Below are 26,676 nucleotides of genomic sequence, written 5' to 3' on the forward strand. Positions count from 1 at the left end.
TCGCTATTTCTGCCGCTTAAAAACGTAGATTCCCTTTTTGTTTTCAAGACTGAGCGAATCGTGTCCCAGGCTCAAGACGTCAAAAGTGTCTGAAGAAAGCACCAACCGCCCATTGACAATAGACCATGACGTGTAAGGATTGGACTCTGTCGTCAGGTGCGACTCCACCACTCCATTGTCCTTGATATCGAAGTTCCTGTCAAGACTGGTCCACTTACCCAGCAAAGAGGTGAGGTTGATTACCTTCTTCGCAAAGAGTTCACCATCGACTTCTTCGCCGATTATTGCCATTTTGTCGCCAACGAACACGCCTCCCTGCACATCTGCAACGGTATCGACTGTTTCCAGTACAAACTCGACGGTATCGCCGCTTTCATTCACCAGGAGCAACGAGCTCATTCCGCCATCCACACACCTGCCATAGATGGTTGTGTCTATCACTTCCTCATCAACGAGTCCGCCGATAATCTTTGCTTCCGTCGGCTGCTTGCTATCTTTACAACCGAAAAAGACCGACAGCGAAAGAGTGAGAACGACTAAAAAAATGTTATTCCTTTTCATATTCAAATGCTTTTATCTTTCCTTTTCCTTTGCTTCATTCCAAAGTTTATCCATTTCTGGCAACGTCATGTCTTTAAGAGACTTACCTTGCGAAACGGCTCTATCTTCCACATAATTGAAACGGCGAATAAACTTCTGGTTTGTCAACTCGAGCGCATTGTCTGGATTAAGATGATAGAGGCGTGCCGCATTGATCAGACTGAACAAGAAATCGCCAAATTCCTGCGTTGCATTTTCCTCGTCACCCTTGCGGAGTTCTGCCTCCAACTCACCCAGTTCCTCATGCACCTTCTCCCAGACGTCTTCTTTCTGCTGCCAATCAAATCCCACGTTGCGCACCTTGTCCTGTATCCGATAGGCTTTAATCAGCGACGGAAGCGAGTTGGGCACTCCGGAGAGCACTCTCTTATTGCCGTCTTTTTCTTTCAGTTTGATTTGCTCCCAGTTCTGCAACACCTCACTGCTGTCTACCGCCTGCTCGAATCCCGTCTTTTTCATCTCTTCGGAAGTGGGCGGATAGACATGCGGATGGCGGAATATCAGCTTGTCTGCTTCGGCATTGCACACATCAGCAATATCAAACTCTCCCTTTTCACTCCCAATCAACGCATAGAACATGACGTGCATCATCACATCGCCGAGCTCTTTGCAGATATTATGTGTGTCGTTTCGCAGGAGAGCCTCACACAGTTCAAAGGTCTCTTCTATCGTATTGGGGCGAAGACTTTCGTTGGTCTGTTTCCTGTCCCACGGACACTTCTCCCGAAGTGTATCCAACACATCGAGCAAGCGTCCGAATGCTTCCAGTTTTTCTTCACGCGTATGCATTTCTCTTACTTTTCTTTTGATGTTGCAAAGATACATATTTATTTTATAATACGACGCCTATGAGAAAAATAAAAGAGCAATTTATTTTGTATTGTTTGGGGTTTACTGTATCTTTGTAGGCTGAAAATGTTTTTTGAAGAAAATCAGATAAAACAGAAAGAATATATGGAACTGGCAACAAAGTATAATCCGAAAGAGGTTGAATCAAAATGGTATGATTACTGGGTTGAGAACAAACTTTTCTCAAGCAAGCCCGACAGCAGAGAGTCTTATACGGTGGTGATACCGCCGCCAAACGTGACCGGCGTGCTGCACATGGGACACATGCTGAACAATACCATTCAGGATATTCTTGTGCGCCGTGCACGCATGGAGGGGAAAAATGCCTGCTGGGTTCCCGGCACCGACCATGCTTCGATTGCTACCGAAGCCAAAGTTGTGAAAAAGCTCTCTGAGAAAGGCATCAAGAAAAGTGACCTGACGCGTGAGGAGTTCCTCAAACATGCTTGGGATTGGACCCATGAGCATGGAGGCATCATTCTGAAACAGTTGCGTCGGTTAGGTGCGTCGTGCGATTGGGACAGGACTGCCTTTACGATGGACGAGAAACGCTCGGAGAGTGTCATCAAGGTGTTTGTTGACTTATATAACAAGGGGCTCATCTATCGGGGACTGCGAATGGTGAACTGGGACCCGAAAGCACTGACGGCTTTAAGCACCGAGGAGGTCATCTACCGCGAAGAGCAGAGCCACCTTTTCCATTTGAAATACTATGTGGATGGACTCGAAGAACTGGAAAATATAGAAAAACTGAAGAACGAGGGGAACATCATCCATAAGGATGCGAAGGGCTACTATGCCGTAGTTGCCACGACACGTCCGGAAACCATCATGGGCGACACCGCCATGTGCATCAATCCGAAAGACCCGAAGAACCAGTGGCTGAAGGGACGGAAAGTCATTGTGCCGCTCGTCGGACGCGTTGTCCCCGTCATCGAGGACCGTTATGTGGATGTAGAGTTCGGAACGGGCTGCCTGAAGGTTACGCCTGCCCACGATGTAAACGACAACATGCTGGGAAAGACCCACCATCTCGAGACCATCGACATATTCAATGCGAACGGCACCATCTCAGATGCCAGCCCGTTGTATGTAGGCATGGATCGCTTTGATTGCAGGAAACAGATTGCCAAAGACCTGCAGGACGCGGGACTACTGGAAAAGGTGGAGGACTATGTCAATAAAGTAGGATATTCCGAGCGAAACCCCGACACGGCAATCGAGCCGCGCCTCTCTTTGCAATGGTTCCTGAAAATGCAGCACTTTGCAGACATCGCTCTGCCGCCCGTCATGAACGACGACATCAAGTTCTATCCCAAGAAATATAAGAACACTTATAAAAACTGGTTGGAGAACATTCAGGATTGGTGCATCAGCCGACAGTTGTGGTGGGGTCACCGCATACCTGCGTGGTACTATCCGACCGAAATCAAAGATACGTACGCGACAGAAGATGCCGCCTTTGAGTTTGTCGTTGCAGAAAACGAAGACGCTGCAAAAGACATGATTAAGAAGGTTTACGAAGAAAAGGGATATGATGAAAAGAATATCGACTTCGCCCTCACCCATCTCGTGCACCAGGAAGCAGATGCGCTCGACACCTGGTTCTCATCATGGCTGTGGCCCATCAGCCTTTTCGACGGCATCAACAATCCCGGCAACGAGGAACTGAATTACTATTATCCTACATCCGACTTGGTGACTGGACCCGACATCATCTTCTTCTGGGTGTCGCGCATGATTATGGCAAGCGAGGAATACATGAAGACCGTGCCTTTCAAGAACGTCTATTTCACGGGAATCGTACGCGATAAAATCGGACGGAAGATGTCGAAATCGCTTGGCAATTCTCCCGACCCCATCGAACTGATAGAGAAGTTCGGTGCCGACGGCGTACGCATGGGCATGATGCTCTCGGCGCCTGCCGGCAACGACATCCTCTTCGATGAGACTCTCTGCGAACAGGGACGTAACTTTAACAACAAGATATGGAATGCTTTCCGACTGGTGAAAGGATGGCAGACGGCTGAGACGGAGCAGCCGGAAGTTTGCCGGATAGCCGTTGAATGGTTCCAAGCCAAGCTCCGCGCGGCAAACGAATCCATCAACGACCAGTTCTCGAAATACCGCATATCGGAAGCATTGATGGAAGTTTACAAACTGTTCTGGGACGAGTTCTCCGCATGGTATTTGGAGATGATCAAGCCTGCCTATATTGACGGACAGCCACAACCCATCGACAACACGACCATGGAGGCAACGCTCGGCTTCTTCGATGCCCTGCTGAAAATGCTCCACCCGTTCATGCCGTTCATCACGGAGGAATTGTGGCAAGCGCTTTATCAGCGACCGAAGGGAGCATCCATCATGCTCGAGCGACTCGACATCAGTTCTCCTACTCCCAACGACGGCAAACTGATTGGCGACATCGAGGCAGTGAAGCAGGTAGTGGGCGGCGTACGAATGGTTCGCAATCAGAAAAACATCCCGCCAAAGGAGAAGTTGCAATTACAGGCGATTCATACAGACCGCTTCAAAGACTATCATGAGTTGATGATTAAGATGGGCAACCTGTCCGACATCCAGCAAGTGGACGAAAAGGCTCCCGACGCCAGCACCTTCATGGTGGGGACAGACGAGTTTGCCGTACCGCTCGGAACGCTTATCGACGTGAAGTCGGAAATCGAGAAACAGGAGGCTCAGCTCAAGCACCTCGAAGGATTCCTTGCCGGCATACGGAAGAAACTCTCCAATGAGCGGTTCGTTGCCAACGCACCGGAAGCTGTCGTCGCCCTGGAACGCAAGAAAGAGAGCGATTCGGAAGAGAAAATCGATGCCCTCAGAAAGTCTATTGCCGACCTAAAAGAGAAACTGTAAGATGAAGTGGCTGCTAAAAAAAAGAAGAGTCGTGCACATTCTTCTCGCCCTCTGCGCGATAGGAATCTGTTTTTCCTGTGAAGAGGAATACAACATCAACAACCGCGAAGCGTCAACAACGCAGCAGACTTTCTTTTTCTATATGCCATGGGCTGGCAGCACCATATACAACGCATTTCTCAACAACATCAAACATTTAGAGAATACCATCAGCAAGAATCAAAGCAGCATCAGCAATAAACGCGTACTGGTATTTATCTCCAAATCCGACAGGAAATCCCACCTGTTCGAAGTGAAAATCAAGAACGGAAAATGCATCTGCGACACTTTGCAGGAATACACCTCGCCCACTCTCAACACAGAAGAGGGCATCAGCAACATTTTCCATGACATGAAGACGGCTGCACCTGCTGAGAAATACGCCCTGCTCATCGGAAGTCACGGCATGGGATGGCTGCCCGTGGGCACGACCGTTCCGCAAAGCACACTCGCCAAGCCGTCACTTTTCGGAAAAGTAAACAAGATTCCCCGCACAAGATACTTCGGACACCAGACGGATACCAAGTTTCAAGCCGACATCAAGACACTGGCTGATGCGCTCAAACGAGAGAATCTGCACATGGGCTATATCCTCTTCGACGACTGCTACATGGCAAACATCGAGACGGCATACGAACTGCGCGCCGTAACGGATTACCTCATTGCTTCCACATGCGAGATATTCATGGAAGGGATACCCTACGAGAAGGTTGGAGCCTATCTGCTCAATGCCGAATTCAACAACGTCTGCAAAGGTTTCCTCAGTTTCTACAACGCATACAACCCGCCCTGTGGCACGCTCTCCGTCACCGACTGCAGGGAAACAGAGGCGCTGGCAACCGTCATGAAACGCATCAACAGCGAGTTTACGCTGAACGACGATGACGCAAAGAAGATTCAAGTGCTCGACGGACTGACCGTTTCCATTTTCTTTGATCTCGGCGACTACGCCGCACGATTGTGCAAGGACAACGCCTTACTGAACCAGTTCAATGCCCAACTGAGCAAAACTGTGGTGCACAAAGTGAACACACCGACGTTCTACTCCGACCACAACGAGAAACGAATCGCGCTCAACGCATTCTCCGGGCTCACCGTGTCCGACCCATCAAAAAATCCGGCAGTGACCAAGAACATCGAAAAGACATCTTGGTACGGCGCCACCCATTGAGCACCCTCGGAAATGTATATTTATACAAGACCTGCATCAACGAGAGACGTTTCGTAAACGCTTGAATATCAATCGCTTGTAAAGTGTCTTCCAAAAGTTGAACTTTTGCACGCTGAAAGTTCAACTTTTGAAAAACGGAAGTTTAACCCCCTGTTTTTGCATACATATTCACATGCTTATGCAAGGGTTGAACGAGGTATAAAAAGTTGCTGTTTTTTTTTCCGACAGCACATCTTCCGTCAGCAAGCGTACACATTATTATATATATAGGGAACGACGAACCCCGTCAAAGAATGAAAATATCTCCTTAAAAAGAAAGAGCGTTTGAAAAAAAATGCCTACATTTGTAACATGAAACTGAGTGTAATCATACCGGTATTTCAGGTCGAAGAAAGTCTTGAACGATGTGTGAACAGCGTTCTCACACAGGGCTTCAATGATATGGAGGTGATTCTCATCGACGACGGTTCCACCGACCGCAGCCCTGCCATTTGTGACGAACTGGCAGCCAAGCATCGCCAGTTACGCGTCGTCCACCAGGCAAACAAAGGGCTGTCGGCAGCCCGGAATACGGGTATCGCACTTTCTCAGGGCAGCTATATCACCTTCATGGATTCTGACGACACGATAGGGAAAAACACACTGAGACCGCTCATGGAGGAATTGAAACTGCATCCGGAATACGACATACTGGAATATCCTGTCTGCCTGTTCTACCAATCCGACAGACAGAGAGTGCTGACATTTCCCAAAAAGGCGTATCGCTGCATGACGACATATTGGCTTGAGGAAAAGGTCTATGAGCATACATACGCTTGGAACAAAATCTACAGACGCGATTTGTTCCATGACGTGCGTTTCCCTGAAGGCAGAGTGTTCGAAGATGCCTACACCCTGCCCCGGCTATTAGCAAACAGCCGTGTTGCAGCAACCACTCCGGAAGGCATGTATTACTACTATTGGAACCCGCAAGGCATCACGGCGACTGCCACGGGAGAGGAACTGGCACAACTCTTGGAGAGCCACGTCATGATGCTCAACCGACTCAGCAACGACGAGGGATACACGCCCCAAATGTTGAAAAGCTATTACGAGAAGATTCTGAACATTCAGATAGATGTCTGCGAAATGACGGGAAACACGCCCATACTGCCCGAACTCAACATCGGGTGGACAGAGTGTTCGACGAAATTATTCCTACAAAAAATATTCGGCACCAAAGGCTTATGCAAACTCTACAAAACCATTCACAAACTCTGTCGGCGCAGCCATTAGTGAGCTTTATCATCACTTGCTACAATCTGCCTGCAAAGCTCATTGGCGAATGCATAGACAGCATCCGGGAACTCTCACTGAAAGAGAGCGAACGGGAGATTATCGTCGTGGATGACGGGTCGGAAGAAAGCCCCATCAACGAACTGATGAGATACGGTGACGAAGTAATCTATCTGAGACAGAGGAACAAGGGACTCAGCGAGGCACGCAATGCCGGCATACAAATGGCACGGGGCGAATATCTGCAATTTATCGACGGCGACGACCGGCTGCTACCTGCCGCCTACGATTTCTGCCTGGACATCGTCAGAGAGAAAAGCCCCGAGATGCTTCTGTTCGACTTCACACATTCCGAAGGAGACACGAAGAAAGAACCGTTCGACATCAGCAAACCGTTGAGCGGCAGTGAATACATGCGCCGCAACAACATCCGTGCTACCGCCTGCGGCTACATGTTCAAGCACTCCATACTCGGAGACCTGCGATTTACGCCAGGCATCTTCAACGAAGACGAAGAGTTCACACCACTCCTGCTGCTGAGAATAGAGAACGTCCGCACGACAAATGCAAAGGCTTATCTGTACCAACAGCGCCCCCACTCCATCATGACCGACAAGAATATCCGGAAACGCCTGAAAAGACTCAACGACACAAAGGACATCATCTGTCGGCTGAACCTGCAGGCTGACCGCATGGCACCCAACGACAAGAGCGCCCTGCAACGGCGGGTAGCACAACTGACGATGGACTATCTCTACAACGTCATTCGGGAAACAAGGTCGCGACGCTATCTGGACCGACAAATAAAAGACCTGCACCAAAAAGGACTTTTCCCACTTCCCGACCGCCGGTATACCACAAAATACACCTGGTTCAGGCGAATGACGAACTCATCAAAAGGGCTCAGCCTGCTCATGCGTGTCATCCCCCTTATCAACAAAGAACGATGAAGATACTACTTATAGGAGAATACAGCAACGTGCATGCGACACTTGCCGAAGGACTGAAACACTTCGGACATGAAGTGACGGTCATGTCGAATGGAGATTTCTGGAAAAACTACCCGAGAGACATCAACCTGGTGCGCACCTACACCAAATGGGGAGGCATCAAATATCTGGCAAAACTCTATCGACTGCTGCCTCGACTACGGGGATTCGACATCGTACAACTCATCAACCCCATGTTCCTCGAACTGAAAGCAGAGCGCATCTTCCCGATATACCACTACCTCAGACGGCATAACCGGAAAGTGATACTTTGCGGATTCGGCATGGACTGGTACTGGGTAAACACCTGTTGCACAGAGAAACCACTGAGATACAGTGATTTCAATATCGGAAACGAACTGCGAACAGACGCTGATGCACTCAAAGAACGGAAAGACTGGCTCGGCACTGCGAAAGAGCGACTGAACAAAGAGATAGCCAACGAGTGCGACGGCATCGTGACAGGACTCTACGAATACCACGTCTGCTATCAGCCAGCCTTCCCTGAAAAGACGACGTACATTCCATACCCCATCAAGATGGAGAATCCGCATTGGAAACCGACAGAAAAAACTGACGGAAAAATCAAAATCTTTATCGGAATCAACAAAACCAGAAGTGCATACAAAGGAACAGATATCATGCTGGAGGCAGCACTCGAACTGCAACGCAAATATCCGGAACAAATGGAGGTGATAAAGGTTGAGTCTGTCCCCTTTGAGACCTATCAGCAACTGCTCAACGGCTCCGATGCCATCTTAGACCAACTATACAGCTACACACCATCCATGAACTCGCTGCTCGCTATGTCGAAAGGCATCGTGTGTATTGGCGGAGGCGAACCGGAAAACTACGAACTGATTGGAGAAAAAGAACTGCGACCCATTATCAACGTACAACCGACACGGGAAAGTGTATATCACGAAACGGAACAACTCATCCTGCACCCAGAACGATTGGCAGAACTCAAACGGCAAAGCGTGGAATACATCCGCCGACACCATGACTACATCGAAGTTGCGAAACAATACGTCAACTTCTACAAAAAGCTTTTGGAAAAATAAGGAAGGAACTACCCTTTCAGGTTTTCGCTGATGAAAGAAAGCGGCACCATGTCTTTCGCCGAATCGATGACATAAACGCCATCTGTCCCATAGAGCAGCACCTTCATCGGTTGCTGATAGCGGTCTTCCACCTCAAGCATCACCTGTCGGCATGAGCCGCATGGCGTGACAGGCTCCTTCAAAAGTCCGTTCTCGTTTCTTGCAGCAACGGCAAGCATCGTGATTGCCTTCTCAGGATATTGCGCCTGAGCCGCAAAAATAGCCGTCCGCTCGGCACACAAGCCCGACGGGAAAGCGGCATTCTCCTGGTTCGCACCTATCATGACCGACCCGTCAGACAGGCGGATTGCCGCACCCACCCTGAAATTAGAATATTTCGCATAAGCATGGTCGGTCGCTGCAATGGCTCTCTCAACAAGTTCACGCTCCTCTTTTGGCAACTCCTCCATCTCATAAAAATGGATTTTAATGTGTAACCCTATTTCTTTCATATTCTGTTAATATCTTTGTTCATACACAGTTTCTTCAAAAATCCTATTCTTTCGCACGATAGGTATAGCACCCCATGTCCGGTGCCGATTCTTTGCGACGGATGCCCAGCCGGTCATACTCCAAGAAATTCTCCTTATCTGCTGTCCCGACAGCCTTCGACACGCTACTCAGACGGAAATCGTAACGCAACAGTTTATCGTCTATTTTCTCAAAATTCTTCACACCATACACGGTCGTGTCTTCGGGTTCCTCAAACACCACTTCCACCATCTTCTCCAAATCAGTTTCGGGTTGTGGTGTCCGCAAGAGACAATGGCTGAACTGCCAAGAGAAAGCCGTTGTCTCATCTTTGAAAGCTCCGCTGAGGACATCATCCGCATAGCCTGTCACAATCGTGTTCACGCAAGTGAAATCCTGCAAGGGATAGACATATTCGTCACGATAATTAGTAAACCGCAATGCCATGCCACGCGCTGCATCAAAGGGATAGAACTGGGCAAGCGTACAATGCCAGACACTGACCTTTCCGCCATAAACAGCCAGACAATCATTCAAACTATTTGTTATCTGACAGTTCCGGATATCCACATTGGAATGCACCGCCTCCACACCATAGCCTTTCGAGTTGTGAACAATCGAGTTTGACAACAGCAGTTTCATGCGGGTCACATCCGAAGAGTCGCAGACAATCGCATCACAAGCTGCATGGATGTCAGCATAATCAATGATATTCTCGTATGATTTCTCATGGAAACGAATGCCTTTCCACTGTCCGCTCACATGATCGTACGGCAGATAGTCAAACATACGGTCCAAGCGGTCGCCACGCAACACGACGTTCTTCTCAGCCGTGCCATTCACGACCAGACGCCCATACACGTCAATGCCGGCACCATCATGAAAATAGAGCGTCACACCGTCATTCAGAGTCAGCGTTGCCCCTTCACGCACAACGATACCTCCATAGATAATCACCGGAACATCTCCGCCGATGGTCATATCGCTTTCCACAACGACATCACGCATCATATCGGCATCCCACGACCAAGCGTTCAGATTCACTTTCTGCTCTATCCCACTCTCCAGACGGAACACCAAGTTGTCCTCTATCTTCTGAGGCGTGTTGCCATGGTTCAACGGTGAGGTCAACTCTACGAACACGCGGATACTATCCTTATCTCTCACCTCGATATCCGATACCTGATAGCCTGATGATGACCCCAGATAACTGCCGTCAACATTCACCCGGAAACCAGATTGATTTCCCCTTTCAAGTCCGACACTCAAACATCGAATCCCATCCCCCGAACGGTTATACACCCAAAAGGTGCGGGTGGAGGTAGGTACACTGGAGAAAACCGTATCCATTCCCACCGTATCGGTTGAGAACGTCAGACGATTATTTGGCGACGCCGTGAAGCTATCATCATCCGTACAGGCAATAACAATTACTGCCAAAGTCGCACATAAAAAGTATTTCAAAATACGTATCATCAATCTATATAACGCTATTGCCGCCTTTTTATTGTCAAATGACAATAGCATTTTACATTAAACATTCTTCTATATTTTTTTGTTTTTTACTTTTATAGCTTTCAAAAAAGACGTATCTTTGCACAAACAAAATCACTTATGATCGAAAGACATATTATACTTGAAGGCATCGACCTCGTCTCTTTCTACGGGACGGGCAATGCCCATCTGCAACTGCTCAAGGCGCTTTTCCCAAAGGTGCGCATCGTAGCCCGCGACAATATTATCAAAATCATGGGAGAAGAACAACAGACCGAGCGGCTTGAACAGCACATAGAACAGATACGGCTACACTTGGCAAAATATAATAAAATCACGGAAGAGGACATCATTAACATTATCAATGGGACACTGCCCGAAGCTGACGCTGCAAAAGGCATCATCGTTTACAGCACGTCTGGACGACCCATCAAGAGCCGCTCTGAAAACCAGCAACGGCTCATCGACGCCTATCAGCAAAACGACATGGTGTTTGCCGTAGGACCTGCCGGAACGGGAAAGACTTATCTCTCAATAGCACTCGCTGTCAAAGCGCTCAAGGAAAAGACTGCCAAGCGCATCATCCTGAGCCGTCCCGCCGTTGAAGCCGGTGAAAAACTCGGATTCCTCCCTGGCGACATGAAAGACAAAATCGACCCATACCTCCAGCCGCTTTATGATGCGCTCGAAGATATGCTTCCCGGTGCCAAACTGCAAGACATGATGGAGAAACACGTCATACAAATCGCGCCACTTGCATTTATGCGGGGACGGACGCTTTCCGATGCGGTCGTCATACTCGACGAAGCCCAAAACACCACTCCGGCACAAATCCGGATGTTTCTCACCCGTATGGGATGGAACACCAAGATGATTATCACGGGCGACATGACACAGATAGACCTGCCGCGCGAACAAAAAAGCGGACTTAAGGAAGCACTCCGCATCCTGACAGGGATAGAGGGAATCGGCGTCGTGGAACTTACGAAGAAAGATATTGTACGCCATCGGCTCGTCACACGCATTGTCAACGCTTACGAAGCAGCCGACAAGGCAACAAAGAGTGAAGAACGATAGGTTTTTAAGCATTTATTTGCGTATTCCTAAAAAGATGACTATCTTTGCACATTACTCATATTCAAGAACATAGATTCAAACATTAAGATGAAAGCATTAACTACAACCGATTTCCATTTCGAAGGACAAAAAAGCGTGTACCATGGTAAAGTACGCGACGTGTACGACATCAACGACGACCTGCTGGTGATGGTGGCAACCGACCGCATTTCGGCATTCGACGTCATCCTGCCTAAAGGCATCCCTTTCAAGGGGCAAGTTCTTAACCAAATAGCAGCCAAGTTCCTGGATGCTACTGCTGACATTTGCCCGAATTGGAAACTGGCTACGCCCGACCCGATGGTCACTGTTGGCTTGAAATGCGAAGGTTTTCGTGTGGAAATGATTATCCGGGGCATCCTCACCGGCTCGGCATGGCGCGACTACAAGAATGGCTGCCGGGAGATTTGCGGCGTACGTCTGCCCGATGGCATGCGTGAAAACGAGCGTTTCCCAGAACCCATCATCACTCCTACGACCAAGGCGGATGAGGGGCACGACATGAATATATCAAAAGAAGAAATCATTGCGCAGGGACTTGTTAGTGCTGAAGACTATGCGGTGATGGAAGATTACACGCGAAAACTTTTTGCACGTGGTCAGGAGATTGCCGCAAAACAGGGCTTGATTCTTGTTGACACGAAGTATGAATTCGGTAAGCGCGATGGCAAGGTGTACCTCATTGATGAGATTCACACCCCTGATTCGAGCCGATATTTCTATGCAGAGGGATATGAAGAGAAGTTCGCGAAGGGCGAACCGCAACGCCAACTGTCAAAAGAGTTCGTTCGCCAGTGGCTCATTGAGCACGATTTCATGAACGAACCGGGACAGACGATGCCCGAAATTACCGACGAATATGCTGAAAGCGTGAGTGAACGATACATCGAACTCTATGAGCACATCATCGGTGAGCGCTTCGACAAGGCTGCCGAGGCTGGTGATATTGCCGCCCGCATTGAAAAGAATGTTCGCGAATACTTAGCAACACGTTAGTATCGTGTATCAACAGGAAAGAATAACTCCCTACCGCAAGGGAGACAAAGGGAAACAGGTGGAGGAAATGTTCGACAACATTGCTCCCGCTTATGACACGCTGAACCATCGCCTTTCGTGGAACATCGACCGCGGATGGAGGCGAAAAGCCATCGCCCAGTTGTCACCATTCGCACCGAAAGAGGTGCTGGATGTAGCTACGGGGACTGGCGACTTTGCCATTCTTGCTGCCCGGATGCTCTCTCCCAAACGGCTTGTCGGAGCCGACATCAGTGAAGGAATGATGGAAATCGGGCGCGAAAAGGTAAAGAAGGAGCGGCTTGATGATGTCATTTCGTTTGCCAAGGAGGACTGTATGCAGCTGTCGTTTGCCGACAACAGCTTCGATGCGGTTACTGCTGCGTTCGGCATCCGCAACTTTCCCGATTTGGACAAAGGGCTTAGGGAGATGCACAGAGTGCTGCGCCCGGGTGGTCATCTGAGCATTATTGAGCTGACCTCGCCCGTCCGTTTCCCGATGAAGCAACTATTCTGGCTGTACAGCCACACGATATTGCCACTATACGGGAGGCTCATTTCTAAGGACGGGAGTGCCTACAGGTATCTCACGGCGACTATCGAGGCGTTCCCACAGGGCGAGCAAATGGTGGAAATCCTGCAACGGGCGGGCTTCGAAGAATCATCTTTCAAACGACTGACATGCGGCATCTGCACCATGTATCTTGCGAAAAAGTAAAAGAACAAACATCTATACGCTTCAGAATATGGACAAATACGGACTTATCGGTTATCCTTTAGGCCACTCGTTTTCAATCAGCTACTTCAACGAGAAGTTTGAAAGCGAGGGCATCGATGCTGTGTATGAGAACTTTGAGATACCTCAAATTGAAGACGTTAAGGAGATTATCGACTCCAACCCGGACTTGAAGGGACTCAATGTGACGATTCCGTACAAGCAGCAGGTGCTGAAATACATCAAGGAGTTGAGCCCGGAGGCGAAGGCTATCGGCGCCGTCAATGTGATACGCATCGAGCACAAGGGCAACAAAACGGTACTGAAAGGTTTCAACAGCGACGTGATAGGTTTCACGAAAAGCATCGAACCGATATTGAATACGTACCATAAGAAAGCGCTGATATTGGGCACTGGCGGTGCGGCAAAAGCCGTTCAGTACGGTCTCCAATCGCTCGGAATCGAGACATTGTTCGTCAGTCGCACGAAAAAGAAGAACGCCATCACTTACGAAGAGGTTACAGCAGACATCGTACGCGAATATAACGTCATCGTCAACTGCACTCCTGTAGGCATGTATCCGCACATCGACGAATGTCCGAAGTTGCCCTACGAGGCGATGGACAGCCACACGTTGCTCTACGATTTACTTTACAATCCCGACGAGACGAAATTCCTCCGACTGGGTGCCGAGCGCGGGGCAACCGTGAAGAACGGACTTGAGATGCTCTTGCTGCAGGCATTCGTAAGCTGGGAGATATGGAACGGCGAAGAAGAGAACTATCTATAACAAACCTAAATCATGAATACTACAGACAGATACATGCAGCGTGGTGTCTCTGCTGCCAAAGAAGACGTGCACGCAGCCATCAAGAACATCGATAAAGGGATATTTCCGCAGGCGTTCTGCAAAATAATCCCCGACATTCTGGGAGGCGACCCCGAGTATTGCAACATCATGCACGCCGACGGAGCAGGCACCAAATCGTCGCTGGCATATATGTATTGGAAAGAGACGGGCGACCTGAGTGTGTGGAAAGGCATCGCACAGGACGCTATCGTGATGAATACCGACGACCTGCTTTGCGTAGGCGCTGTCGATAACATCCTTGTCTCCTCCACCATCGGGCGCAACAAACACCTCATCCCAGGCGAAGTCATCTCTGCCATCATCAACGGTACAGATGAGCTTCTCCAAGAACTCCGAGACATGGGCATCGGCATACACGCAACGGGTGGCGAGACGGCAGACGTAGGCGACCTGGTGCGCACCATCATCGTCGATTCCACCGTCACGTGTCGCATGAAGCGAGCCGATGTCATCGACAACGCAAACATACGACCGGGCGACGTCATCGTCGGACTCTCGTCCACAGGACAGGCTACTTACGAGAAGCGATACAATGGCGGCATGGGCTCGAACGGACTGACCAGCGCACGCCACGACGTTTTTTCCAAATATCTGGCAGAAAAATATCCAGAAAGTTTCGACCATAACGTGCCCGACGAGTTGGTGTATAGCGGGAAATATAAGTTGACAGAAACCTCTCCCTACGGAAGAGAGATTGGAGATGGGCTTTCCGTAGGCGAACTTGTACTCTCTCCAACGCGAACCTACGCTCCGGTCATCAAACAGATGCTCGACCGTCACCGCCGGGAAATCCACGGCATGGTGCACTGCACGGGTGGCGCGCAGACCAAAGTCCTGCACTTCGTCAGCGACAACTGCCACGTCGTGAAAGACAACCTTTTCCCCGTACCGCCGTTGTTCCAGATTATCCACGACTGTTCGCAGACCGACTGGCGGGAGATGTACCAAGTGTTCAACATGGGACACCGTATGGAAATCTATGTGCAACCCGAAATCGCAGAACACATCATCGCCATCTCGAAGTCGTTCAATATCGACGCACAGATTGTCGGTCATATTGAGGAAGGCAGGAAGAGCCTCACCATCAAGAGCGAGTTTGGAGAATTTAATTATTAACACCAGAAAACATCAAAGCGCATGAACAAACCTTTAGCCATCTTCGCCATGATATTTGCAGCGATTCTGCTCGTTGCCAATCTGATTCTTGTCTATGACGGCATACAGGTTGGCACAACCAAGTGGGGAAACATCTGCGGAGCAATAGCCATGGTATTTGTCTTTTCCTTCTCTTATTCCAGATATAAGAACAAAAGCAAGGAATAGAAACAGATATTAGAGAAAAGTAAGCATTTATCTGCCAAGGAAACACAAATAATTTCGTACCTTTGCCAACGAATATGGAAAATAACAGCATCTTACAGAAACTCGACGGGCTCGAGGCACGCTTCGAAGAAGTATCGACGCTCATCACTGACCCCAACGTGATAGCCGACCAGCAGCGCTACGTCAAGCTCACTAAGGAATATAAGGACCTCGGCGACATCATGGACGCACGCCGCCGCTACGTCGCATGCCTCAACACCATCAAAGAAGCGAAGGACATTCTCGCCAACGAGAGCGACCCCGACATGAAGGAAATGGCACGCGAAGAGCTTGCCGCCAACGAAGAACTGCAGCCGCAGCTCGAAGAAGAAATAAAAATCGCACTCATACCAAAAGACCCCGAAGACGCCAAGAACGTGCAGATGGAAATCCGTGCGGGAACGGGTGGCGACGAAGCATGCCTCTTTGCCGGAGACTTGTTCAACATGTACAAGCGATTCTGCGACCAAAAGGGATGGACACTCGCCATCACCAGCGTCTCGGAAGGTGCCGTCGGCGGCTACAAGGAAATCGACTTCGCCGTTTCGGGAGCCGATGTCTATGGCACGCTGAAATATGAGTCGGGCGTGCACCGCGTACAGCGAGTGCCCGTGACCGAATCGAACGGACGCATGCAGACCTCCGCAGCGACCGTCGCCGTGCTGCCCGAAGCCGACAAGTTCGAAGTCAACATCAACGAAGGCGAAATCAAATGGGACACGTTCCGCTCGTCGGGTGCCGGCGGACAGAATGTAAACAAGGTGGAATCGGGCGTCCGCCTGCGCTATATGTGGAAGAATCCGAACACCGGCGAGACCGAGGAAATACTCATCGAGTGTACCGAGACGCGCGACCAGCCAAAAAACAAGGAGCGCGCACTCTCCCGACTCTACACCTTCATCTACGACAAGGAACACCAGAAATATGTCGATGACATCGCTTCCCGGCGCAAGAGCCTCGTCTCCACGGGTGACCGCTCAGCCAAGATACGCACCTACAACTTCCAGCAAGGACGCGTCACCGACCACCGCATCGGCTTCACCACACACGACCTGCAAGGATTTCTCGGCGGCGACATCCAACCGATGATTGACGCACTGACCGTGGCGGAAAACGCAGAGCGAATGAAAGAAGCGGAACTCTGACACACATTATTATATATATAAACAACAGACAAGCCATGAACAGACAACAACTTATCCACCAGATACGCACGAAGAAAACCTTCCTGTGCGTGGGACTCGACACCGATGCCAAGCGCATACCCATCCATCTGCTCGACATGCACGACCCGCTGCTCGAGTTCAACAAAGCCGTCATCGACGCAACGGCACCCTACTGCGTGGCATACAAGCCCAACCTCGCATTCTACGAGGCGTTCGGTATTCACGGAATAACTGCTTACAAAAAGACCGTACGCTATATCAAGGAACAATATCCCGACCACTTCATCATCGCCGACGCCAAACGCGGAGACATCGGAAACACTGCCGACATGTACGCACGCGCATTCTTCGACGAATACGACGTCGATGCCGTCACCGTGGCACCCTACATGGGAGAAGACAGCATAGCCCCTTTCCTCGCACATGAAGGGAAATGGACCATCCTGCTCGCACTCACCAGCAACCAAGGAGCCAACGACTTCCAGTTCATGAAAGACGAAAACGGCGAGCGACTCTTCGAGAAAGTCATCCGCACCTCACAGAAATGGGGCACTGAAGACAACCTCATGTACGTCGTTGGAGCCACGCAAGCCTCTATGTTGCAGGATATCCGGCGCATCGCACCCGACCACTTCCTGCTCGTTCCAGGCGTAGGCGCACAAGGAGGAAGCCTCGAAGAAGTATGCCAATACGGCATGAACAAAGACTGCGGACTGCTCGTCAACGCATCGCGCAGCATCATCTATGCCGACCACACCGAGCTCTACGCCGAAATGGCAGGCAACAAGGCACGCGAAATGCAACAGCAAATGGCAGCCGAACTCGAAAAACACGGCATATAAGCCACAAACATCAAGACAGAACATAAGGCATTCCTCTGCTCAGGAATGCCTTTTTTCATTCCATTCCCTACCCTTCCGAAAATCAGAAACAGAACTCTCACCAACCAAATTCAGTGAAATTGATGACCAAATTCAGTGAAATTGGTGAGCAAATTCACTGAATTTGGTTTTCGAACGTTGAACTTTCCTCTGGCAAATCAAGTTGAATTGGAGACCAAATCAAGTTGAATTGATGACCAAATCAAGTTGATTTGAAAAACAGACAGCGCACTGCAAAGTTCTTTGCGATGCACTGCAAGGGAGTTTGCGAAAAAGTCTTTCCGAACTGCCGTTTATACAAAAACATTTCATAACTTTGCGCCGTGAACGAAACAAAAATCATCAACGACCCCGTATTCGGGTTTATCAAGATTCCAAGCGGGCTCCTGCTCGACATTGTGAAGCACCCGCTGATGCAGCGCTTGTCACGAATCAAACAGCTGGGCATGGCATCCGTCGTATATCCCGGTGCGCAACACACACGTTTCCTCCATTCTCTCGGAGCCTACCACCTCATGAGCGAAGCCATCACCTCGCTCCGCCAGAAAGGCATCTTCATCTTCGAGTCGGAGGCGGAAGCCGTCCAGGCAGCCATTCTCATGCACGACATCGGGCACGGACCGTTCTCGCACGTGCTCGAACGCACCCTGACAAGCGGCATCTCGCACGAAGAAATCTCGCTGATGATGATGGAACAGATGAATCGTGAGATGGACGGCAGACTGACACTCGCCCTGAAAATATTCAAAGACGAATACCATCAGCGCTTCCTGCACCAACTCATCTCAAGTCAGCTCGACATGGACCGCATCGACTATCTCTGCCGCGACAGCTTCTTCACGGGTGTCAACGAGGGAAACATCGGCAGTTCGCGCATCATCAAGATGATGAACGTGGTGGACGACCATCTCGTCGTGGAAGAAAAAGGCATCTATTCCGTTGAGAACTACCTGGTTGCCCGCAGGCTCATGTACTGGCAAGTTTATCTCCACAAGACGACCGTTGCCTGTGAAAAACTGTTGGTCAACACGCTGCTTCGCGCCAAGCATCTTGCTAACGAAGGGACAGAACTCTACGCTCCGCCGGCACTGCACTATTTCATCCACAACCATGTGGACAGGCAGACGTTCCTTTCAGACCCGAAAGCGCTGTATTGGTACGAACAACTCGACGACAACGACATCTGGACAACGGTGAAAGTGTGGAAAGACCATCCCGACCGCATCCTCTCCATGCTCGCCGGCGACCTGCTCAGCCGACAACTTTTCAGGGTGGAAATCAGCGAAGAGCCGTTCACGGAGGAATATGTGGAAAGCATCAAGGACGAAATAATGAAACACACAGGCGTCAGTCGGGAAGACACCAAATTCCTCATGCACATGGACAGCATCAAGAAAGCGATGTATGACGTGCACGACGACCACATCGACATCCTCTACAAAGACGGCACGCTCAAAGAAGTCATAGATGCCTCCGAAATCCTCCACATGACGCATCCTGCCAAGGATATCAGCAAGTATTATCTATGCTACAAACGCTTCTGAAACATATTTTGACAAACTTTCATAAAATAAAAGTCACATTTTGCCACTAAATCGATTTTTTACCGTATCTTTGCAACGTTAAAAATTTCACAGACGAACCCATGGAATTCACCGCAAAGCAAATTGCTGAACTGATAAACGGTCGTATAGAGGGCGATGAGAACGCTGTAGTCTCCACGTTTTCAAAGATTGAAGAAGGGAAACCCGGCGCCATCTCTTTTCTTTCAAACCCCAAATACACCCATTTCCTATATGAGACACAATCCAGTGTGGTCCTCGTCAATGAGGATGTGAAACTGGAAAGACCTGTCAACGCCACACTGATTCGCGTGGATAACGCCTACGAGTGCGTGGCTAAACTGCTGCAACTCTACGAATCGATGAAGCCGCAGAAAACCGGCATCGACCCATTGGCATTCATCTCACCGAAAGCAAAGATAGGAAAAGACTGTTACATCGGTCCCTTCGCCTATATCGGCGATGATGTGGAGATTGGCGACCACTCGCAAATCTATCCCCACGCCACGATATTCGACAAGGCGATTGTAGGCAACCACTGCATCATATATCCGAACGTGAGCATCTATCACGACTGCCACATCGGCAATAACGTCATCATCCACTCGGGCAGCGTCATCGGAGCCGACGGATTCGGCTTCGCGCCCAATGCCGACGGATATGACAAGATGCCGCAGATAGGTATTGTAACGATAGAAGACGACGTGGAAATCGGTGCCAACACCTGTATTGACCGCTCCACGATGGGAAGCACCTACATCCGTAAAGGCGCGAAACTGGACAACCTGATTCAGGTGGCGCACAATGCGGAAGTCGGCGAAAACACCGTCATGGCAGCGCAAGTGGGAGTGGCAGGAAGCACGAAAATCGGCAAATGGTGCATGTTTGGCGGACAAGTGGGAATGGCAGGACACATCAGTATTGCCGACCACACGACTGTCGGTGCACAAGCCGGCATCACAAACACCGTTCGCGAGAGCGGACAGACCATCATCGGTTCGCCCGCATGGGATGCAAGAGGCTTCATGAAGTCGGCAGCCATCTTCCGAAGACTATCTGATATGTATCAAAACATACAAAAACTGCAAAAAGAAATTGAAGAACTAAAAAACAACCAATAAAGACATGGCAAAACAAAACACGCTGAAAGGAAGTTTTTCACTTTGTGGAAAAGGACTACATACGGGATTGAGTCTCACAGTTACGTTCAATCCAGCCCCAGAAAATACCGGTTACAAAATACAACGCATCGACCTCGACGAGCAACCCGTCATTGATGCCGTCGCTGAAAAAGTGATTGACACGCAGAGAGGAACGGTTCTCGGAGTCGGCGACGTAAGAGTATCTACCGTCGAGCATGGACTTTCCGCCCTTTATGCATTGGGGATAGACAACTGTCTCATTCAAGTGAACGGACCGGAATTTCCTATTTTGGACGGCAGTGCAGCCATGTATGTAGAGAAGATACAGCAAGTGGGCATCGAGGAACAGAACGCTCCCAAAGACTATTACATCATCAAGAAGAAGATTGAGGTAAAAGATGAAGAGAGCGGTTCATGCATCACCATCCTGCCCGATGAGAATTTCAGCATCACAGCCATGTGCTCGTTCGAGTCGAAATTCATCAACAGCCAATTCGCAACGATTGAAAACGTGGACGAATTTGCAAAGGAAATTGCTCCTGCACGCACCTTCGTCTTCGTGAGAGACATCGAGCCACTGATCAATGCCAACCTCATAAAAGGCGGCGACATGGACAATGCTATCGTCATCTACGAACGGGAGACAACGCAGGAACGGCTCGACAAATTGGCTGACCTCCTCAACGTGCCGCACAGAGATGCCACCAAACTCGGTTACATCCAGAACAAACCGCTCGTATGGGAGAACGAATGCACCCGTCACAAACTGCTCGACATCATCGGCGACATGGCTCTGATAGGCAAGCCCATCAAAGGACGCATCATCGCCACTCGCCCCGGACACTCTATCAACAACAAGTTTGCACGGCTTATGCGCAGGGAGATTCGCAAACACGAAGTGCAGGCTCCTGTTTACGACCCTAACGAGACACCAATCATGGATAATATCCGGATTCGCGAACTGCTCCCACACCGCTATCCGATGCAGCTCGTGGACAAAGTGATTGCATTGGGAGCGACCAACATTATCGGTGTAAAGAATATCACGAGCAACGAGCCTTTCTTCGTGGGACACTTCCCACAAGAACCCGTCATGCCGGGAGTGTTACAGATAGAAGCCATGGCGCAGTGTGGCGGACTGCTGGTCCTGAACACCGTTGACGAACCTGAACGCTGGTCCACATACTTCATGCGGATAGACGACGTGAAGTTCCGCCAGAAGGTCGTACCCGGTGACACGCTCGTTTTCAAAGTAGAATTGCTGGCTCCGGTACGTCACGGCATCAGTTCCATGAAAGGATACATGTTTGTCGGCGACCAACTGGTTTCCGAAGCGACGTTCACCGCCCAAATTGTAAAGAATAAATAAAAGAGCGCACCTTCATCTATTCTAATATAAAGACACTCATGAATCAGATCAGCCCAATGGCTTTCGTACACCCGGAAGCTGTCCTTGGAGAGAACAACATAGTCGGTCCGTTTTGCTATATCGACAAGAATGTGGTCATTGGAAACAACAACGTATTCCAAAATAGCGTGACGGTCAATTTCGGTGCCCGCATCGGCGACAACAATGAATTCATGCCTGGAGCAAGCATTTCCACAAAGCCACAGGACCTGAAGTTCCAAGGCGAGGAAACAACCTGTCAGATAGGCAACAACAACAGTATCAGGGAAAACGTGACCATCTCCCGAGGAACAGCCTCAAAAGGAACGACCATCATCGGCAACAACAACCTGCTCATGGAGAATATGCACGTGGCTCACGACTGTGTGATGGGAGACGGATGCATCATCGGAAACTCTACGAAATTTGCCGGTGAGGTGACTATCGATAGCCATGCCATCATCAGTGCCACAGCACTTATCCATCAGTTCTGCCGAATCGGAGGCTATGTCATGTTCCAAGGAGGCAGCCGGACAAGTCAAGACATTCCCCCATATATCATCGCAGGCAAAGAACCTATCCGATATGCGGGAGTAAACATCATCGGACTGCGCAGACGAGGCTTCAGCAACGAACAAATCGAACAGATTCACGAGGCATATCGCCTGCTATACTCTAAGGGCGTTCTCGCTGAAGGTATTGAGGAAATACGGAAAAAATTGCCGCTCACCGAGGAGATTCAATACATTATCAGTTTCGTTGAGTCTTCCAAGAGAGGAATCATCCGGTAGGAAGACACGCACACCGTTCCTCCCATACCACCCCATCGTATGAACACAAATCAAACACTCATCGTCATTGTTGGTCCGACTGGCGTTGGGAAGACGGAATTGTGCCTACAGATAGCACATTACTTCAATACCGAAATCATCAATGCCGACTCCAGACAGATATTTCAGGAACTGCCCATAGGAACTGCTGCCCCTACTGAGGAACAGCGACGCCAGGTGTTCCACCATCTTGTCGGCACACATCACATCACAGATTATTATAGTGCCGCGAAGTTTGAAGAAGATGTGCTCAGAATCATTCAACAGCATTTCGCAACAAGCCACTCCCCCATTATTCTCTCAGGAGGAAGCATGATGTACATCGACGCCGTATGCAACGGCATAGACGACATTCCGAACATCAACGAAAATACGAGGGAACTGTACAAGCGAAAACTGAAAGAAGAAGGCTTGGAGAAGTTGTGCGAAGAGCTGAAATGCGTTGACCCCGAATACTATCAGATTGTTGACAGGAAGAATACGAGAAGAGTCATCCACGCATTGGAAATCTGTCATCAGACGGGAAAGCCATACACCTCTTTCCGGACACAACAAAAGAAAGAACGTCCCTTCCACATCATCAAGGTAGGAATCAACCTGCCACGGGAAGAGTTGTACGAACGAATCAATCAGCGCGTTCTCAAAATGATTGAAAATGGTTTTATTGACGAAGCCAGAAGTTTATACAACAAACACCACTTAAACGCGTTACAAACAGTAGGTTACAAAGAATTGTTCAAGTTTTTTGAAGGAACGTGGACACTGGAAGAAGCCATTGAACGCATACAAGGAAACACCCGAAGATATGCCAGAAAACAACTCACATGGTTCAAGAGAGATTCGGCAATCAGATGGTTTTCACCCGAAAATCCTAAAGAAATCATAAATTATATTGAAACATCATTGCCCAAAAGCATTTTTTTGTAACTTTGTGCAATATAAATCATAGAAGAAGACACCATGGCACTGCATATCATCAAGAAATGTATCTCACCCATCAAACGGATTTTCTCCTGGTATAAAGGACTGTACCGTGGGAGACGGTGGTACACAAAAGCAATCGTTGGGATAGTATCCTTCATCGTCTTTTCCCTCTTCTATTTCATCGCTGTGGACATCAACTTCCTGTGGTTGTTTGGAAAATCTCCCGGATTTTTCGGGAAAAACAACATTTTGAATCCGCCATCGAACGAAGCCTCAGAGATTTACAGTGCAGACGGGGTGTTAATCGGAAAGTTTTTCAGTGAAAACCGCACGCCCGTAAAATACGAAGAGGTGAATCCCGTCTTTTGGAAAGCCCTTATTGACACCGAAGACGAACGCTTCTATAAACACTGGGGTGTTGACCCTATTGGGCTGTTCGCAGCTGCCAAAGACGCTGTGACTCAGAAGGATGCTCGTGGCGCATCAACCATCACGCAGCAGCTGGCGAAAAACATGTTCCGCGTTCGTTCCCAATACTCAACGGGACTGCTTGGGAAAATACCCGGTCTGAAAATTCTCGTGATGAAGAGCAAGGAGTGGATTATCGCCACCAAACTTGAAATGGCATACGACAAGAAAGACATTATAACGATGTATGCCAACACGGTGGATTTCGGTTCCAACGCATACGGCATCAAGACAGCCTGCAAGACTTACTTCGGCACGACACCCGACAAAATCACGACCGATCAAGCTGCCGTATTGGTCGGTATGCTGAAAGCAACAACCTTCTACAACCCCATCAGCAATCCGGAGAACTGTCTGAAACGAAGGAATACGGTCTTGAGCAACATGGTGTCGCGCGGCGACTTGTCCCAAGAGGAATATGACTCGCTCAGCCAACTGCCGCTCAACCTGAAATATCGCGTCGAAAACCATTACGACGGGCAAGCTCTATATTTCCGGGAAGCAGTTGCCGACCACCTGCGCTATTGGTGTAATGAGAACGGATACGACCTCTATAATTCCGGACTGAAAATCTATACCACCATCGACACGCGGATGCAGAAATACGCAGAAGAGGCTGCCGTCATGCAGATGCGAAAGATTCAGCAAAACTTCGACAACCATTGGGGAAACATGGAGCCTTGGAGAGATGAATACGGAAGGGTGATTCCCAACTTCGTGGAAAACATTGCAAAGCGACAACCCTTCTACCGCGATTTGCAGGACAGATTCCCCAACGAGCCCGACTCCATCAACTACTACCTGAACAAACCGCATAAGGTGAAACTATTCGATTACGAGAAAGGAACAATCGAAAGGGAAATGAGCTCCCTGGACTCCATCCGCTACATGCTACACTTCATGCACTGTTCGTTTGTTGCCATGGAGCCGCAAACGGGAGAAGTCAAAGCGTGGGTCGGCGACGTTGATTTCAACTCATGGAAATACGACAAGGTGACCGCCATGCGCCAACCCGGTTCCACGTTCAAGCTGTTCGTTTACACCGAAGCGATGAACCAGGGATTGTCTCCTTGTGACAAACGGCGAGACGAGTACCTCTCCATGCAAGTATTTGACCGCAAGCGGAAAGTAGAAGTGACGTGGACTCCCTCCAACGCCAACGGGCGTTTTTCCGGCGATTCCATTCCCCTGAAAGGAGCATTTGCACAGAGCATCAACTCTATCGCTGTCCGCTTAGGACAGGAGATGGGCATCCGGAATATCGTGAAATGTGCTCACGACATGGGCATCAAAAGCGAACTCCAGGAAGAGCCGTCACTCGCACTCGGTTCATCCGACGTGAACCTGCTTGAACTGGTATCTTCCTACGGAACCGTTGCCAACAACGGAAAGTATCACGAACCAGTACTTGTTACGCGGATACTCGACCGAAACGGAAATGAGATATATGCAGCGCCAACCGCAGTGCGGCAAGCTATTCCATACAAAAGCGCATTCCTCATGCAAATGATGCTCATGGGAGGCTTGCGCGAGCCTGGCGGCACATCGCAGGCATTAGGAGCATACATCGGCAATATCTACGACACAGACTTCGGAGGAAAGACCGGAACGTCAAACAACCATTCCGACGCATGGTTCATGGCTGTCAGTCCAAAACTGGTGGTCGGCGCATGGGTCGGCGGAGAGTACCGCAGCATCCATTTCCGTACCGGAGCCTTAGGACAGGGCAGCCGCACGGCACTCCCCATCTGCGGTTCCTTCCTCGCATCGATATTCAACGATTCGCAGTTCAGCAAATACCATGCGCGGTTCAACAAAGCCAACAACAAGGATGTTCCGACATCTTTATATTCATGTTCCAGCTACTATGTGAACGAGAACGCCAACAAGCCCGACAGCCTCGAACTGATGGAAGAGGAAGTGTTGGACGAGGACGGCAATCCCATCCTTAGGACAGAACCGCCCCTCAATGAGGAAAACACCCCGCCCTCAGGCAACGAACCGCCACCCTCTCCGACAGAAATTTAACCGCCGCAACCATTCGTTTACCATCTCGCCACAATTGTATATTTATACGCGAGTGGAAGAACTGGGCACCGTGTTGCAAACTATTGAGTTCCAACACTTTAAGATATGGTTTCCAAAATTTCAACTTTTAGCTTGCAAAAGTTGAACTTTCAGGCGATGAAAGTTGAACTTTTAGGACGCAAAAGTTCAACTTTTGGAAAGCGATAGTTCAACTACATATTTATACAACCTTTTCTGTATGTTTATACAACGGCTACCGATGACCAAAAAGTCCTGTTTTTTCCAAATCCTTTCCGAAAGAAATCGGTGCACCAACCATCTCCTTATCAACAGAACAGGGAC

23 protein-coding genes are annotated in these 26,676 nt (G+C 49.4%); 19 read left to right on the forward strand and 4 right to left on the reverse strand.

Annotated elements, in window-relative coordinates:
- Positions 1-3: 3 nt before the first annotated feature.
- Together GRF55_RS07000 and mazG are read right to left on the reverse strand one after the other, a co-directional pair.
- The gene (locus GRF55_RS07000; RefSeq protein ID WP_220367737.1) at positions 4-561 is read right to left on the reverse strand and encodes a lipocalin family protein; all 558 of its coding nucleotides are present in this window, start codon (positions 559-561) and stop codon (positions 4-6) included.
- Positions 562-573: 12 nt separating this feature from the next.
- Positions 574-1,389 (reverse strand): nucleoside triphosphate pyrophosphohydrolase, encoded by an 816-nt coding sequence (gene mazG, locus GRF55_RS07005; RefSeq protein WP_220367738.1) that lies wholly within the window; start codon positions 1,387-1,389, stop codon positions 574-576.
- Between the two features lie 165 nt (positions 1,390-1,554).
- Between mazG and GRF55_RS07010 the strand changes: the two genes are divergently transcribed.
- The 5 genes from GRF55_RS07010 (at position 1,555) to GRF55_RS07030 (ending at position 8,864) form a co-directional block, all read left to right on the forward strand.
- Complete coding sequence (locus GRF55_RS07010) at positions 1,555-4,326, forward strand: valine--tRNA ligase (protein WP_220367739.1); 2,772 nt, start codon at positions 1,555-1,557, stop codon at positions 4,324-4,326.
- Between the two features lies 1 nt (position 4,327).
- A complete protein-coding gene (locus tag GRF55_RS07015; protein WP_220367740.1) occupies positions 4,328-5,536 on the forward strand; it encodes a clostripain-related cysteine peptidase in 1,209 nt (402 codons plus the stop codon).
- A gap of 351 nt (positions 5,537-5,887) precedes the next feature.
- Positions 5,888-6,811, forward strand: a complete 924-nt coding sequence (locus GRF55_RS07020) for a glycosyltransferase family 2 protein (protein WP_220367741.1) — start codon at positions 5,888-5,890, stop codon at positions 6,809-6,811.
- Positions 6,763-7,761, forward strand: coding sequence for a glycosyltransferase family 2 protein (locus GRF55_RS07025; protein ID WP_220367742.1), 999 nt, complete (start codon positions 6,763-6,765; stop codon positions 7,759-7,761). The genes GRF55_RS07020 and GRF55_RS07025 overlap by 49 nt, the downstream gene beginning before the upstream one ends.
- On the forward strand, positions 7,758-8,864 hold the full coding sequence (locus GRF55_RS07030) for a glycosyltransferase family 1 protein (RefSeq protein ID WP_220367743.1): 1,107 nt from the start codon (positions 7,758-7,760) through the stop codon (positions 8,862-8,864). The genes GRF55_RS07025 and GRF55_RS07030 overlap by 4 nt, the downstream gene beginning before the upstream one ends.
- 8 nt (positions 8,865-8,872) lie before the next feature.
- On the opposite strand, the gene cdd is transcribed toward GRF55_RS07030, so the two are convergent.
- Together cdd and GRF55_RS07040 are read right to left on the reverse strand one after the other, a co-directional pair.
- Positions 8,873-9,355, reverse strand: a complete 483-nt coding sequence (gene cdd, locus GRF55_RS07035; protein WP_220367744.1) for a cytidine deaminase — start codon at positions 9,353-9,355, stop codon at positions 8,873-8,875.
- A gap of 43 nt (positions 9,356-9,398) precedes the next feature.
- A complete protein-coding gene (locus GRF55_RS07040) occupies positions 9,399-10,814 on the reverse strand; it encodes a right-handed parallel beta-helix repeat-containing protein (protein ID WP_370626701.1) in 1,416 nt (471 codons plus the stop codon).
- A 174-nt stretch (positions 10,815-10,988) separates the two neighbouring features.
- Between GRF55_RS07040 and GRF55_RS07045 the strand changes: the two genes are divergently transcribed.
- From GRF55_RS07045 to GRF55_RS07110, 14 genes are all read left to right on the forward strand, one after another.
- Positions 10,989-11,945 (forward strand): PhoH family protein, encoded by a 957-nt coding sequence (locus tag GRF55_RS07045; protein WP_220367746.1) that lies wholly within the window; start codon positions 10,989-10,991, stop codon positions 11,943-11,945.
- Positions 11,946-12,032: 87 nt separating this feature from the next.
- Entirely contained in the window at positions 12,033-12,980 is a 948-nt protein-coding gene (locus tag GRF55_RS07050; RefSeq protein ID WP_220367747.1) for a phosphoribosylaminoimidazolesuccinocarboxamide synthase, read from the forward strand.
- Between the two features lie 4 nt (positions 12,981-12,984).
- A complete protein-coding gene (gene ubiE / locus GRF55_RS07055) occupies positions 12,985-13,716 on the forward strand; it encodes a bifunctional demethylmenaquinone methyltransferase/2-methoxy-6-polyprenyl-1,4-benzoquinol methylase UbiE (protein WP_220367748.1) in 732 nt (243 codons plus the stop codon).
- A gap of 28 nt (positions 13,717-13,744) precedes the next feature.
- Positions 13,745-14,503, forward strand: coding sequence for a shikimate dehydrogenase (locus tag GRF55_RS07060; RefSeq protein WP_220367749.1), 759 nt, complete (start codon positions 13,745-13,747; stop codon positions 14,501-14,503).
- A gap of 12 nt (positions 14,504-14,515) precedes the next feature.
- Positions 14,516-15,700 (forward strand): AIR synthase related protein, encoded by a 1,185-nt coding sequence (locus GRF55_RS07065; RefSeq protein WP_220367750.1) that lies wholly within the window; start codon positions 14,516-14,518, stop codon positions 15,698-15,700.
- A 21-nt stretch (positions 15,701-15,721) separates the two neighbouring features.
- Positions 15,722-15,907 (forward strand): hypothetical protein, encoded by a 186-nt coding sequence (locus GRF55_RS07070; protein ID WP_220367751.1) that lies wholly within the window; start codon positions 15,722-15,724, stop codon positions 15,905-15,907.
- A 74-nt stretch (positions 15,908-15,981) separates the two neighbouring features.
- A complete protein-coding gene (prfA, locus tag GRF55_RS07075; protein WP_220367752.1) occupies positions 15,982-17,091 on the forward strand; it encodes a peptide chain release factor 1 in 1,110 nt (369 codons plus the stop codon).
- A 35-nt stretch (positions 17,092-17,126) separates the two neighbouring features.
- Positions 17,127-17,954: an orotidine-5'-phosphate decarboxylase gene (gene pyrF, locus GRF55_RS07080; RefSeq protein ID WP_220367753.1), complete on the forward strand. Its 828-nt coding sequence runs from the start codon at positions 17,127-17,129 to the stop codon at positions 17,952-17,954.
- Between the two features lie 362 nt (positions 17,955-18,316).
- A complete protein-coding gene (locus GRF55_RS07085) occupies positions 18,317-19,537 on the forward strand; it encodes an HD domain-containing protein (protein WP_220367754.1) in 1,221 nt (406 codons plus the stop codon).
- 101 nt (positions 19,538-19,638) lie between these two features.
- Positions 19,639-20,676 (forward strand): UDP-3-O-(3-hydroxymyristoyl)glucosamine N-acyltransferase, encoded by a 1,038-nt coding sequence (gene lpxD, locus GRF55_RS07090; protein ID WP_220367755.1) that lies wholly within the window; start codon positions 19,639-19,641, stop codon positions 20,674-20,676.
- A gap of 4 nt (positions 20,677-20,680) precedes the next feature.
- Positions 20,681-22,066, forward strand: a complete 1,386-nt coding sequence (locus GRF55_RS07095; protein WP_220367756.1) for a bifunctional UDP-3-O-[3-hydroxymyristoyl] N-acetylglucosamine deacetylase/3-hydroxyacyl-ACP dehydratase — start codon at positions 20,681-20,683, stop codon at positions 22,064-22,066.
- A 38-nt stretch (positions 22,067-22,104) separates the two neighbouring features.
- Complete coding sequence (gene lpxA / locus GRF55_RS07100) at positions 22,105-22,875, forward strand: acyl-ACP--UDP-N-acetylglucosamine O-acyltransferase (protein ID WP_220367757.1); 771 nt, start codon at positions 22,105-22,107, stop codon at positions 22,873-22,875.
- Between the two features lie 39 nt (positions 22,876-22,914).
- Positions 22,915-23,841: a tRNA (adenosine(37)-N6)-dimethylallyltransferase MiaA gene (miaA, locus tag GRF55_RS07105; protein WP_220367758.1), complete on the forward strand. Its 927-nt coding sequence runs from the start codon at positions 22,915-22,917 to the stop codon at positions 23,839-23,841.
- A gap of 33 nt (positions 23,842-23,874) precedes the next feature.
- On the forward strand, positions 23,875-26,334 hold the full coding sequence (locus GRF55_RS07110; protein WP_220367759.1) for a transglycosylase domain-containing protein: 2,460 nt from the start codon (positions 23,875-23,877) through the stop codon (positions 26,332-26,334).
- Positions 26,335-26,676: the final 342 nt, after the last annotated feature.

The organism is Prevotella sp. Rep29 (assembly GCF_019551475.1).
In the GTDB taxonomy this organism is placed as follows: Bacteria; Bacteroidota; Bacteroidia; order Bacteroidales; family Bacteroidaceae; genus Prevotella.